This is a genomic window from Vagococcus humatus, from assembly GCF_003950325.1.
In the GTDB taxonomy this organism is placed as follows: domain Bacteria; phylum Bacillota; class Bacilli; order Lactobacillales; family Vagococcaceae; genus Vagococcus_C; species Vagococcus_C humatus.
The window spans coordinates 46,123-58,759 of record NZ_PXZH01000001.1 but is presented as its reverse complement, the minus strand read 5'-3'; the positions used below and the strand labels follow the sequence as shown (position 1 = coordinate 58,759).

Sequence of the window (12,637 nt, the reverse complement as noted above, 5' to 3'; positions counted from 1 at the left end):
TCTAGAACTGGCTTCCACTTTCCCAGTCTCGCTTACTAGATTATTTAATTTATCTACTTTTCTCTTTCAACGTCCTTATTATTACTTTTATAATAGCTTGTTTCTCTATTCCTTGTCAATAAGAAGAAGCTACACTATTTTAAAACATTTTCCCATTTTTTCATGTCATCCAAAAATTTTTTACTTTTTAAATGAACCCCTACATATTCTTCATAAATAGCATCTATTGTTTGTCTAATCATCTCTTTGGTTTCATCTTTTAAATCAATCCGTTGAATTTGATCTAAGGAAATCTGAGAAAACAAACGCAAAAAGTGAATACTTCGAGGATTAGCATGATAACGTCTGTCATCCATTGAAAAATGTTCCTGACATAGAATGCCATGGTACTTAGAAGAAAAATCAAACACCCCTGTGGTTTTTCCGCAAACCCCACATTGTTGCCAGTTAAACTGATAGCCAAATCGGTCTAACAGTTGCACCTCAAAAATATTAGTAATAACTTCTGGATCTTGCCCCTCATCTAAGTAGGTTAACGCCTGTTTTAAAAAACCATATAAGGCAGGATCATATCGTTTATCTTCAATCGCTACGTCTACTAAATTTAATAAGTAAGTACCATAAGCATTAAGAAAAATATCTAGCTGAAGCTGCTTAAATACATGGGTGTCTTTACTGTCATTTAAAAAAGATAAGCCTTCTGGTCGAATAGAGGCTATATAAAGAGACTCTGTAAAAGGAGTAACTGCTAATTTTAAGGGATGATTGACCCGTTTGACATTTTTAACAAAAAACATGATTTTTCCATATTTTTCCGTAAAAATTTTAACTAGTAAATCTTTCTCTCGGTAATTTTTACGGTAAAGGACAATCCCTTCCGTTTCCTGAATTCCTTGCCCCACAGAATCTCTTCCTTTCTAGTCTGACAGTTGTAGTCTTAATAATCTATTTCACGGTAGCCATAATCTTGTAAGTAACGTTCTTTATCTCGCCAATTCTTTTGAACTTTAACCCATAACTCTAAATAAACTTTATTTCCTAACAAGTTTTCAATATCTTTACGCGCTTTAATCCCAATATCTTTTAACATACTTCCGCCTTTACCAATAATAATTCCTTTTTGACTACTTCTTTCCACAATAATAGTCGCTTGAATATGAATTTTATCATACTCATCTCGCTTCATACTTTCTACTACGACTGCCACAGAATGAGGAACTTCCTCTCTGGTTAATAACAAAACTTTTTCTCGTACCAATTCAGATACAATAAAATACTCTGGGTGATCTGTTACTTGGTCTGCTGGATAGTATTGTGGGCCTTCTGGCATATAGCCTTCTAAAGTGGTTAATAAATTCTCCACATTATTTCCCTCTGTAGCTGAAATAGGCACAACCTCAGTAAACTTCATACAAGTTTGGTAATCTTCAATCATAGGTAAAAGTTGATCAGGGTGGACTTTGTCTATTTTGTTAATGACTAAAAATACAGGAACATCACAATTTTGCAAACGTTCCATAATTAAGTTATCACCTTTTCCTCGCTTTTGGTCTGCGCTAATCATGAAAATAACTGCATCTACTTCTCTAATAGCTGAATAGGCGCTTTCCACCATAAAATCTCCTAAACGAGATTGTGGTTTATGAATACCTGGTGTGTCGATAAAAACAAGTTGCGTGTCTTCTGTTGTATACACACCTTGAATTTTATTACGTGTCGTTTGAGCTTTATCACTCATAATAGCAATTTTTTGACGAACAATTCGATTTAATAAGGTTGACTTTCCTACATTTGGCCGACCAATAATGGCCACAAAGCCTGATTTAAAATTTTCTTTCACGTTAGTTTCCTCTTTCTTCTAATGAACTATAAAGAGCCAAATCTTTGGTAAAAAAATAAAACTCCCTACAACAACTGCTAGTAAAGCAGTAAATAATACAGCTCCTGCTGCCATGTCTTTGGCTTTTTTAGCAAGAGGATGAAAATGATAATTTGTTACTAAATCTACTATATTTTCCACAGTCGTGTTGATGATTTCCATCACAATGACTAAAAAAACCACTAGTAAAGTCCATAACCATTCACTTATGGATAAATGAAAAAAGAAACCAAGTAGGATAACTAGCACAGCTACCCTACAATGTTTCCTCATATTTCTTTCCTCTTTAAAGACAGTTCTCAAACCTTGAACTGCAAACTCAAAAGAGGATAGAAATGTTTTGTTTTTAAAATCTTGACTTCCTTTATCTTTGTAAGCCATAATCTTCTAAAATCTTTCTTTGAAGAGAAAACATTTCTTTCTCTTCTTCCGGATTCATATGATCATAGCCATTTAAATGTAAAAAGCCGTGGATAGCTAAAAAACCTAACTCTCTTTCAAAAGAATGACCATAATCATCAGCTTGCTCCTGAGTTCGCTCAGTTGAAATAAGAATATCCCCAATATTTCGAGGTAAATCTGCTAACCCTTCCATCCCCTCAAAATTAATAGGTATTTCCCCTTCACCAAGCTCTTCAATAGCAAAACTAATCACATCTGTCGGTGCGTCTTTTCCTCGGTAGTCTCGGTTAACTTCTTGAATGGCTTGATTATTAACAAAGGTTACCGACATTTCAGTATTCTCTGGTAATTCTAACACTGTACCTGCATACTGAAGGATGTCTTCAACTAACTTACTATGGCTATCTGTTACGCTATTTGTTTCATCTATTAATGTTATATCCATACTATCCTCTTTCTTCCTGTTCTTTTTTCATTTCTTCTGCTTCAGATTTCATTTTAGGGTATTTAATACGAGAATGGAATGTACTACATAGTCCATTAATAATAGATTTTTCTACAATTCTAATTTCTTTTAAGGTTAAACCAGAATCATCTAATTGACCATCTAAAATTCGTTTTTCAATTAAATCATGGACAAACTCTTCAATTTTTTCATTGGTAGGATGTCCCATTGCTCGAACTGCCGCTTCACAGGTATCTGCTAAACTAACAACTCCTGCTTCCCGGGTTTGTGGCTTAGGTCCTGGATAACGGAAATCACTTTCCTTTACTTCAGGATTTCTTTCTTTTGCTTTCACATAAAAATACCGCATTAAAGTAGTCCCGTGATGTTGCTCACAAATATCTAACACCATTTTAGGCATTTTATATTCTTTTAAAATACGTACACCCTCGGTAACATGACCAAAAATAATTTCTCGGCTGTCTTCTGGTAATAAGAAGTTATGAGGATTTTCTGCTCCTGCTGGTAAATTTTCCACAAAAAAGTTAGCATGTTTAATTTTACCTATGTCATGGTAATAACAACCAACACGCGTTGCCAAACTTCTTCCTCCAATATCAGCTACTGCATTCGCACTTAGACTAGCTACCATCATACTGTGATGATAAGTCCCAGGTGCTTCTTCTAGCAACTGTTTAAGTAAAGGATGATTTGGGTTACTTAATTCATTTAACACAATCATACTATCGTCATTTAGTAGTAACTCAATATAAGGATGTAACCCAACAGACATTAAGTAAGTAAAACTACTACCAGCTGAAACACATAATAAGGTCACTAAAGTTTTAGAGTCCGTAAAGGTCATCCCTTGATAGGTAATCACCACAAACACAAACAAAATAGGAAAAATAATTAACCATAAGGCTGCGGTGCCTAATTGTCGTCCAATTCTTTCTCGTTTAATTAAAGCTGCCATTAACCCTGTAAACATGTAGCTCATCGCAATTAACAAAATAGTACTAGTTCCTACTAAATCATAAAAAACAAATATAGAAAATGCTCCCTGGAATAAAGCCCCCATGATACTAGCTCGCCTATGAATAAATAAATTTAAAACAAGAGGGGTGAAGGCTGCTGGGAATAACATAGAAACATAAGAAGTGGCTTCAGTTTGAAACAATTGCAGTAACATCATAAAAGCAACACTAATCGTCATTGTTAACACATAAAAAACAGTTAAACGGATTTTATCCTCTAATGTGGTCATTAATTGTACAAAATAAAGTAACATCCCTATTTGTAAAGAAATCAATAGCAACAACGCGATCAAAGGAAAAATAGAGGTTTGTTTATTGGTCATGCCTAATTGATTTAACTTTTGAATAGCTTTAGCGTCAATTTGTACCCCTTCTCTAACAACTACTTCACCTTGGTAGATCATGACAGGACTTACATTATTTTTCGCTTGTTCCCGTAATTCTTGGGTTTTTTTGTCATTAGAAATTTCATTAATCACAATACCTCGGTCAATAATATATTTAATTAATTGTGAAATATTACTGGAAATGTCTAAATACTGAATTTTATCATTGGCATTTTGTCTGACTGTAGATAAGTTACTACTTCTAACATGATCACTCATGGCCTCTTTCACTAGCTTGACACTTTGAGTCCGGACTATATTAAAGTCATCTTCTGAAATGCTAAAAATTTCTTCATAAAAAATATTAGGAAAACTTTGATAAAAAGGTACATCATCTTGGCTGATAGACTCATATTTCTTTTTCAAAGAAGCAATTTTTTGCTCTTTCGTTGCAGGCTGAATAGTTCCTTCTTTTTCCTTACTTTTACGCTGCTGATAGTCCTTTTCAGCATCCACATTCACTTCAGAAATAAGAGCAAACATTTGATCAATTAACGTCACTTGTTTTTTGGCGACTTCTTCATCATAGATATACTCTGGACTAACCGCCTCAGCGGCTAGTCGTTTTTTCTCTTCTGTTTCTATCTTATCTTCAATGGTTTTATTCGCTCGGATCGTTTCTTCAGCTAGTTGCCCTTCTTTAATATGAACTTCTTTTTGTCTAACATTATTAAACAACATAACAAATAAAATAAACCCAAAGATTAAACAAATAACCCATAAATGTTTTTGTTTAATTTGTTTATGCATCGAACTCATTTCAATTTTCATATAGATCCTCCTGACTTAAAAAAACTGTTAGGACTTATTCTCTTGTTCGTATGCATCAATGATTTCAGCTACAACTGGATGTCTCACTACATCACTTGACTCAAAAGTAACAAAGCCAATTCGGCGAATATGAGTTAAATGTCTAGAAGCATGGACTAAACCACTAGTCACTCCTCTAGGTAAGTCAATCTGAGACACGTCTCCGTTGACAATCATCTTAGAGTTAAAGCCTAACCGAGTTAAAAACATTTTCATTTGAGCAATAGTTGTATTTTGAGCTTCATCTAAAATAACAAAAGAGTCTTCTAAAGTACGACCACGCATATAAGCAAGGGGCGCAATTTCAATAATACCTCGCTCCATTAAACGATTGGTATGATCTACACCAAAAACAGAATATAACGCATCATACACCGGACGTAAATAAGGATCCACCTTCTCCTTTAAGTCCCCTGGTAAAAAACCTAAACTTTCTCCTGCTTCAACTGCCGGTCTTGTCAAAATAATTTTTTGGACTTGCCCTTGTTTCAAAGCTTGAACAGCCATAACTACTGCTAAATAGGTTTTACCAGTTCCAGCTGGCCCAATGCCAAACGTAATATCTTTTTTCTTAATCGTATCAATGTAATGCTTTTGTCCTAAACTTTTTACACGAATAGGTTTTCCTGTATGATCTTTTAAAATTTCTTCTTCATACATATCTAAAAAATAATCCAAAGTGCCTTGATTGGCCATTTTTAGCCCTGTAACAACATCTGGTGTATTTACAGGAACTCCTCGGTTAATTAATAGCCTTAATTTTTTCAACACAGCAACCGTTCGCTGAACAGCTACTTCTTCACCTGAAACTTGAATAATTTCTCCACGATTATGAATCGTCACATGTTGATTGTCTTCTATTAATTTTAAAAATTTATCTTGAGCTCCAAATAACTGATGTAATTCTTCTTGACTATATACTTGTAACTCAATCGAATATTTTTCTTGTTCTATCAAAAACGGAACAACTCCTTTATTGATTTATCATCATATTATACTCAAATCATACCACAATTTAAAGATGGGTAAAAGAATCTGTCCGCTCCTTAGGCAAATAAAAAAATCCCAAGAATCATCTTGGGATTTTAATCTTAATCTATGTGGTTTTTAACAACTGTTTAACCAGCGACTGAACTTGATTACCATCAGCTTTACCTTTAACTTTAGGCATAGCAGCACCCATCACTTTACCAAAATCTTTCATAGAGGTTGCCCCCACTTGTTGAATGACTTCTGAAAGGATTGTGCTTAGTTCTGTTTCTGTTAATTGTTTTGGCATATAGGTTTCTACCACCACAATTTCCGCTTTTACTTGTTCGACCAAATCATCGCGTCCAGCTTGTGTAAAGGATTCTAATGAATCTTTACGCTGTTTCATTTCTCGAGCCAGTACTGTTAATTCCTCATCTGCAGTTAACGGTTGCCCTTTGTTGATTTGCTCATTTTGAATGGCGGATTTCAACATTCTTAAGACTGCTAAGGTTGGTTTATCCTTAGCTTTCATCGCTTTTTTTATATCTTCGTTTAACACGTTAATAAGCGACATTTCGTTCAGCTCCTATCACAGAAAACTAAAATTTCTTACGTTTTCTAGCTGCTTCAGATTTTTTCTTACGCTTAACACTAGGTTTTTCATAGTATTCGCGTTTACGATATTCTTGTAAAGTACCAGTTTTAGAAACGGAACGTTTGAAGCGACGAAGAGCATCATCAAGAGATTCGTTTTTACGAACGACTGTTTTTGACATGTAAATTCCCTCCCTCCGAGCTTGAAAAGTAACCGTTTTTCATCGTTTAATGATTATTAAACACTAAAAAACTGTTCTTATAGTATTATAGCGAATCAGTAAATTTACGTCAACTATTCTTTTGCGTATCTATCATTTTTTTATCACTTTTTAAGCAATTTGGACAAATGCCAAAAATTTCAAAGCGGTGCCCTTCAATCTCATATCCGTCTAACTCATCCCCTAAGTCATTCATTGGACAAATGGTAATCTCTTTAGTAGAGCCACAAGTTAAACAAATAAAATGATGGTGATGGCCTACATGATGCCCACAATGATACCTAAATTTTCGTTCCCCGTTTAATTCAGTTTCTTCTAAAAGACCTAATTCTACAAAATCATTTAAATTGCGGTAAATAGTATCATAACTAATGCCTTCAAAAGAAGTACTCATAAAATCATATACTTCTTTAGCACTTACATATTTATCCTGATGAATAAAAAAAGTTAACATTTTTTCCCGTTTTTTAGTATATTTAAATCCTTGTGCTTTTAAAAGCTCTAATGCTTGATTGAGTTGTCTTTCTCCCATCATATCCACCCTTTTCTTTGTCAAATATATGCTATAATAATGTTAAGAGAAAATCAAGAAGGGGAACTTTTATGACCAAAACAAATATCTATATTTATATTATTTCTGATTCAGTAGGAGAAACAGCAGCCAAAATTGCGCAAGCTTCCATTGCCCAATATCTAAATGTCAATATCACTTTAGTTAGACGAACATTTATTACTGAAAAGGACGAATTACTCCGTGCGTTAAAAGACGCTGATGACCATGATGCCATTGTCATCCACACTCTGACTTCTGATCAATTTGTTCATATAGCCAATGAATATTGCGGTGAGCACAACTTGTTTTGCATGGATCTAATGTCCCCTATTATGAACGAAATCTACAGACGTTCTGGTGAGCAACCAAGTCGTGTAGCTGGTGCACTTCACTCCCTTAATCAAAATTACTTTAACCGAATTAATGCCATGGAATTTGCGGTTAAGTATGATGACGGGAAAGATCCTAAAGGTTTTCTAGAAGCAGATATTGTATTACTAGGTGTTTCACGTACTTCTAAAACTCCTCTTAGTTTATTTTTAGCCAATAAAAATCTAAAAGTGGCCAATTTACCTTTAGTCCCTCAAGCTCATATTCCTAAACAATTGTGGGAAGTTGATCCTAAAAAAATTGTTGGCTTGACTAATGACCCGATTATCTTAAATAAAATTAGACAAGAACGAATGAAAGCTTACGGACTAGATCCTAACACTTCTTATTCTAACTTAGATAAAATTCAGGAAGAATTGGAATTCGCTAATGATTTATACCGTCAACTTGGCTGTATTGTTATCAATGTAGCAGATTTATCCATTGAAGAAACTGCTGCCATCATTCTAAAAGAACTTAAATTAGAAGACCGAAGCTATTACGCCTAATTCTTGTAAGCATAATATTTTGATTTGGGTTTCAAATTATTTATACTAGCAGTATAAATAAAGAAAGGATGTTATTTAATGGCAGATTACACAGATCAATTCAAACAACTAGGAGAAAATAACCGCTTACTCGGAAAAATGTCTCCAGACGTTATGAAAGCTTTCGGACAAGTTCACGGAGAAGTCATTAAAGATGCAGCGCTTGATAAAAAAACTAAAGAGTTAATTTCTCTTGGAATTGCTATTGCAGTTCGTTGTGAAGGCTGTATTCTATCTCATACACGCTCTTGTGTCATGATGGGTGCAACTCTAGAAGAAATCGCTGAAGTAGTTAACGTAGCCATTATGATGGGCGGAGGACCTTCTACGGTTTACGGTGCAAAAGCACTAGATATCGCTAACTCTCTTATCGAAAAATAATTCATGCTAAAAAAGCTCTGACTTTTACTATGTCAGAGCTTTTTTTGATGATAAATATGTTCAAACGTTTCCGATAAGATATCTACCACATGGGCATCATCTAATGAATAATAAACCACTTTTCCTACTTTTCTCGTCTTAACTAAATGGTTATCTCGTAAAATCTTTAGCTGATGCGACACAGCTGACTGTTCTAAACCAATTTTATCCACAATCTTTCCGACATTTAGCTCCTCATGAGCTTCTAGCAGTGTCAAAATGCGCAAACGAGTTGGATCACTTAGCGCTTTGTATAAATGGCTTACTTGAACAATCAAGTCTGGCGTTATCTCTATTCCCAATCACCATCACTCCTTTTTGTTTAGTCAGCGGTTAATTGGTTAATGGTAGCTTTTATGCAGTCAATTTTTTTAGTAGCTTCTGCTTGATTTTCTGCTTTAACTCCCATGTAAAACTTAATTTTAGGTTCTGTCCCTGATGGACGAATAGCTACCCAACTACCATCTTCTAAATGATATTTTAACACATTGGCACTAGGAAGTTCTAATCTATGCTCTTGATTTGTAATATAATCTTTTCCTTGTTGACTCAAAAAGTCTTCTGTTAAAATTACTTTTTCCCCGCCAAATTCGGTTAATTCTTTCTCCCTAGTTTCTTTCATAATTTGTTTAATTTTAGCTACTCCTTCAATCCCACTCATTGTGATTGGAATCGTCACTTCTTTGTGGAATCCATACTCTTTAAAGATACGTTGAAGACCGTCATACAAAGTAAGGCCTTGTTTTTTATAATAAGCTGCTACTTCTGCTAATAAAATTAACGCCTGAATAGCATCTTTATCTCTTACAAAGGGTTGAACTAAATAGCCGTAACTTTCTTCAAACCCAAATAAAAAGTGATGAGTTTGGCTAGTTTCAAATTCTTTAATTTTTTCTGCAATAAATTTAAAACCAGTTAACACATTAAACATACTAACTTGATGTTTATCACAAATAGCTGTGGCTAACTCACTAGACACAATCGATTTAACTACAGCAGAATTTTTAGGCATTTGGTTGGTTGTTTCTAAATAATTTAAAATATAATCTAACATTAATGCAGCAAGTTGGTTACCAGTTAAAACTTGATACTCTCCGTCTGGCAAACGAACAGCAGCACCTAATCTATCTGCATCTGGATCAGTGGCAATTAATAAATCCGCTTGTTCTTCTTTACCTAAAGCTATCGCATATTCAAAGGCACTATATTCTTCAGGGTTAGGAGATTTTACTGTGGTAAAGTTAGGATCTGGAATAGCTTGTTCTGGGACTAATACAAATTGCTCGAAGCCAGCTTGTTTTAATGCTCGTTCCCCTAACATTTTACCTGTTCCATGTAACGGTGTAAAAACTAATTTTAACTCTTTTCCGTATGTTTCAATTAATGAGTGATCTAAGGTAACAGCTTTCATTTCTTCTAAGTAAGCTTGATCCACTTTCTCACCTATTATTTGAATAAGAGGATGGTGTTCATTCTCTACAGTTTCAACCGTAAGTGGGTTAGCAACTTTTCTTACTAATTCAGTCAAAGCATCCGCATCTTTTGGCGGCATTTGTCCCCCGTCTTCTCCGTAGACTTTGTAGCCATTATAGGCAGCTGGATTATGACTAGCTGTAATCATAATACCTGCTACACAATCAAAGTGTCGAACCGCAAATGAAAGTTCTGGGGTAGGTCTTAAACTTTCAAATACATAAGCTTGAATATCTCGGCAAGCCAAAACTTTGGCTGCTTCCATTGCAAATTCTGGGGATTGATGTCTAGAATCGTAGGCAATAGCTACCCCTCGTTTTTTAGCTTTTTCTCCTTTTTGAATAATTAGTTGAGCTAGTCCTTCTGTTGCTTGGCGAACAGTGTAAATGTTCATTCGGTTAATACCTGCTCCAATAATCCCTCTCATGCCTGCGGTGCCAAATTCTAATGGTGCATAAAAAGCATCTTCTAACTCTGCTTCGTTATTTTTATAATGGTTTAAATTATCTTTAACAAATAAATCTAGTTCAGGAAATTCCTGCCACTGCTTATATACTTGTTGCCAAGTCATGTAAGCCACCTCTTTCTAATATTTTACATTGACTCAAGTATACCATTATTTTTTTCTACTGTAATCTACTGGTTTAGACATTATTAAAAATTTAACCAAACAAAAAAAGCGAGAAAAATTTCTCGCTTCTTAGTTATCTTAATACAATTCTAAATACTGCTCAATTTCCCATTCTGATACTTGTTGACGATAAGCATTCCATTCCAAACTTTTTGCTTCTACAAAATTTTCAAAAATATGATGACCTAGCGCTCTCTTCACCACTTCATCCTGTTTCAATGCTTTTACTGCATTATAAAGGGTTGAAGGCAAGTCAGTAATATTTGCCTCTTGACGTTCTTCGTCGGTCATCACATAAATGTTTCGGTTAATCTCAGCTGGAGCTTCTAATTGGTTTCTAATCCCATCTAGTCCACATTCCAACAAAACTGCCATAGCTAAATAAGGATTGGCAGCTGGATCTACTGATCGTAATTCTAACCGCGTAGACAATCCGCGAGATTCAGGAACTCTGATTAAAGGCGAACGGTTTTGACCACTCCAAGCTACATAAACAGGGGCTTCAAATCCAGCTACTAATCGGCGATAAGAATTAACGATTGGGTTACAAATCGCTGTGTAACCACGGGCATGTTCTAGTAAACCAGCTAAAAATTGATAAGCATAAGGACTTAGTTGTCTTGGGCCATTTTCATCAAAGAAGGCATTGCCTTGTTCGTTAAATAACGACATGTTACAGTGCATCCCTGAACCAGCAATCCCAAACAACGGTTTAGGCATAAACGTAGCGTGAAGGCCATGTTTTCTAGCGATTGTACGAACCACAAGTTTGAATGTTTGGATATTATCACATGCCTCGACTACATCGGCATATTTAAAATCAATTTCATGTTGACCTGGAGCACATTCATGATGAGAAGCTTCTACTTCAAACCCTAAACGTTCTAATTCCAGCACAATATCGCGGCGACAATTTTCTCCTAAATCTGTTGGAGATAAGTCGAAATAACCACCTTGATCATTTAGATGACGAGTTGGACGATGATTTTCATCTAACTTAAATAAAAAGAATTCTGGTTCTGGTCCTAAGTTAAAAGAAGTAAAGCCAAATTCTTGCATTTCTTTAACAACTCTTTTCAAATTGCCACGAGGATCTCCCTTAAAAGCTTCCCCACTTGGTGTATAGATATCACAAATCAACCGAGCTACTTTCCCGCAATCACTTTCCCATGGAAAAATTAACCAAGTATCTAAATCAGGATATAAATACATATCACTTTCTTCAATCCGAACGAATCCCTCAATGGAAGAACCATCGAACATCATTTTGTTGTCCAATACTTTGTCTAGCTGACTAATAGGTACCTCAACATTTTTAATAGTTCCTAATACATCAGTAAACATTAAACGTAAAAAACGAACATTTTCATCTTGGGCAATCGTTTTAATCTCAGCAATTCTTTTCTCATCTTTTTTCATGCAAGTCATCCCTTCAAATAGGTGGATTAATTAGCGTAAGTTGTGTGAGTTTACGGTAGGATTACTTAGGCCACTTTCACTTAACAGTTCATCTTGAAACAAACGGCGAACTTGTCTATCCGTCATCTCTTGCTCTTTTCTCTGTTGTTTTTCTTTTTCTAGTGCATAATACTGGCGAATATCTGCCATAGTGAACCTATCTTTTAAGAAATCATGAATATCTAATAGCCGATCAACATCATTTAAAGAAAATAAGCGGCGATTTCCTTCACTTCGTTTTGGAAATACCAATTCTTGTTCTTCATAATATCTAATCTGCCGAGCAGTTAGCCCAGTCAAACGAATGACTGTACCAATTGGAAAAACTGCCATTGATTTTCGTAACTCTTTTTCCCCCATTGCTATCACCTTTTCTTACAACTGAGTTCAGAATATCAGTTGAAAAAAAACTTGTCAACAAACCATGTTAGGTTTTCTA

Annotated in this window: 15 protein-coding genes; 2 read left to right on the top strand and 13 right to left on the bottom strand. The window is 35.0% G+C overall.

Annotated elements, in window-relative coordinates; all coding sequences use genetic code 11:
* Positions 1-134: 134 nt before the first annotated feature.
* The 9 genes from recO to C7P63_RS00290 form a co-directional block, all read right to left on the bottom strand.
* Entirely contained in the window at positions 135-902 is a 768-nt protein-coding gene (gene recO / locus C7P63_RS00330; RefSeq protein ID WP_125942172.1) for a DNA repair protein RecO, read from the bottom strand.
* A gap of 35 nt (positions 903-937) precedes the next feature.
* Positions 938-1,840: a GTPase Era gene (gene era / locus C7P63_RS00325; protein ID WP_125942171.1), complete on the bottom strand. Its 903-nt coding sequence runs from the start codon at positions 1,838-1,840 to the stop codon at positions 938-940.
* A gap of 18 nt (positions 1,841-1,858) precedes the next feature.
* On the bottom strand, positions 1,859-2,260 hold the full coding sequence (locus tag C7P63_RS00320) for a diacylglycerol kinase family protein (RefSeq protein WP_125942170.1): 402 nt from the start codon (positions 2,258-2,260) through the stop codon (positions 1,859-1,861).
* On the bottom strand, positions 2,244-2,726 hold the full coding sequence (gene ybeY / locus C7P63_RS00315) for an rRNA maturation RNase YbeY (protein ID WP_125942169.1): 483 nt from the start codon (positions 2,724-2,726) through the stop codon (positions 2,244-2,246). The genes C7P63_RS00320 and ybeY overlap by 17 nt, the downstream gene beginning before the upstream one ends.
* A 1-nt stretch (position 2,727) precedes the next feature.
* Positions 2,728-4,920, bottom strand: coding sequence for an HD family phosphohydrolase (locus C7P63_RS00310; protein WP_125942168.1), 2,193 nt, complete (start codon positions 4,918-4,920; stop codon positions 2,728-2,730).
* Positions 4,921-4,947: 27 nt separating this feature from the next.
* Positions 4,948-5,913: a PhoH family protein gene (locus C7P63_RS00305; RefSeq protein WP_125943039.1), complete on the bottom strand. Its 966-nt coding sequence runs from the start codon at positions 5,911-5,913 to the stop codon at positions 4,948-4,950.
* Positions 5,914-6,055: 142 nt separating this feature from the next.
* Complete coding sequence (locus tag C7P63_RS00300; RefSeq protein ID WP_125942167.1) at positions 6,056-6,505, bottom strand: GatB/YqeY domain-containing protein; 450 nt, start codon at positions 6,503-6,505, stop codon at positions 6,056-6,058.
* 25 nt (positions 6,506-6,530) lie between these two features.
* Positions 6,531-6,707, bottom strand: coding sequence for a 30S ribosomal protein S21 (rpsU, locus tag C7P63_RS00295; protein ID WP_086343118.1), 177 nt, complete (start codon positions 6,705-6,707; stop codon positions 6,531-6,533).
* 109 nt (positions 6,708-6,816) lie between these two features.
* Positions 6,817-7,281: a Fur family transcriptional regulator gene (locus tag C7P63_RS00290; protein WP_424580125.1), complete on the bottom strand. Its 465-nt coding sequence runs from the start codon at positions 7,279-7,281 to the stop codon at positions 6,817-6,819.
* Between the two features lie 68 nt (positions 7,282-7,349).
* Between C7P63_RS00290 and C7P63_RS00285 the strand changes: the two genes are divergently transcribed.
* Together C7P63_RS00285 and C7P63_RS00280 are read left to right on the top strand one after the other, a co-directional pair.
* Positions 7,350-8,177, top strand: coding sequence for a pyruvate, water dikinase regulatory protein (locus C7P63_RS00285; RefSeq protein ID WP_125942165.1), 828 nt, complete (start codon positions 7,350-7,352; stop codon positions 8,175-8,177).
* Positions 8,178-8,255: 78 nt separating this feature from the next.
* A complete protein-coding gene (locus C7P63_RS00280) occupies positions 8,256-8,597 on the top strand; it encodes a carboxymuconolactone decarboxylase family protein (protein WP_125942164.1) in 342 nt (113 codons plus the stop codon).
* A gap of 32 nt (positions 8,598-8,629) precedes the next feature.
* Here the strand turns inward: C7P63_RS00280 and C7P63_RS00275 are convergent, their stop codons facing one another.
* The 4 genes from C7P63_RS00275 to C7P63_RS00260 form a co-directional block, all read right to left on the bottom strand.
* Entirely contained in the window at positions 8,630-8,932 is a 303-nt protein-coding gene (locus C7P63_RS00275) for an ArsR/SmtB family transcription factor (RefSeq protein WP_125943038.1), read from the bottom strand.
* A gap of 26 nt (positions 8,933-8,958) precedes the next feature.
* On the bottom strand, positions 8,959-10,680 hold the full coding sequence (locus tag C7P63_RS00270) for a phospho-sugar mutase (RefSeq protein ID WP_125942163.1): 1,722 nt from the start codon (positions 10,678-10,680) through the stop codon (positions 8,959-8,961).
* Positions 10,681-10,818: 138 nt separating this feature from the next.
* The gene (gene glnA, locus C7P63_RS00265) at positions 10,819-12,159 is read right to left on the bottom strand and encodes a type I glutamate--ammonia ligase (RefSeq protein ID WP_125942162.1); all 1,341 of its coding nucleotides are present in this window, start codon (positions 12,157-12,159) and stop codon (positions 10,819-10,821) included.
* 30 nt (positions 12,160-12,189) lie between these two features.
* A complete protein-coding gene (locus tag C7P63_RS00260; protein WP_125942161.1) occupies positions 12,190-12,558 on the bottom strand; it encodes a MerR family transcriptional regulator in 369 nt (122 codons plus the stop codon).
* Between the last annotated feature and the right edge of the window lie 79 nt (positions 12,559-12,637).

Excerpts from the sequence above, each read along its gene's own strand:
- C7P63_RS00320 (WP_125942170.1), bottom strand. The coding sequence starts at position 2,260 with ATGGCTTACAAAGATAAAGGAAGTCAAGATTTTAAAAACAAAACATTT.
- ybeY (WP_125942169.1), bottom strand. The coding sequence starts at position 2,726 with ATGGATATAACATTAATAGATGAAACAAATAGCGTAACAGATAGCCAT.
- C7P63_RS00310 (WP_125942168.1), bottom strand. The coding sequence starts at position 4,920 with ATGAAAATTGAAATGAGTTCGATGCATAAACAAATTAAACAAAAACAT.
- C7P63_RS00300 (WP_125942167.1), bottom strand. The coding sequence starts at position 6,505 with ATGTCGCTTATTAACGTGTTAAACGAAGATATAAAAAAAGCGATGAAA.
- rpsU (WP_086343118.1), bottom strand. The coding sequence starts at position 6,707 with ATGTCAAAAACAGTCGTTCGTAAAAACGAATCTCTTGATGATGCTCTT.
- C7P63_RS00290 (WP_424580125.1), bottom strand. The coding sequence starts at position 7,281 with ATGATGGGAGAAAGACAACTCAATCAAGCATTAGAGCTTTTAAAAGCA.
- C7P63_RS00285 (WP_125942165.1), top strand. The coding sequence starts at position 7,350 with ATGACCAAAACAAATATCTATATTTATATTATTTCTGATTCAGTAGGA.
- C7P63_RS00280 (WP_125942164.1), top strand. The coding sequence starts at position 8,256 with ATGGCAGATTACACAGATCAATTCAAACAACTAGGAGAAAATAACCGC.
- C7P63_RS00270 (WP_125942163.1), bottom strand. The coding sequence starts at position 10,680 with ATGACTTGGCAACAAGTATATAAGCAGTGGCAGGAATTTCCTGAACTA.
- glnA (WP_125942162.1), bottom strand. The coding sequence starts at position 12,159 with ATGAAAAAAGATGAGAAAAGAATTGCTGAGATTAAAACGATTGCCCAA.
- C7P63_RS00260 (WP_125942161.1), bottom strand. The coding sequence starts at position 12,558 with ATGGGGGAAAAAGAGTTACGAAAATCAATGGCAGTTTTTCCAATTGGT.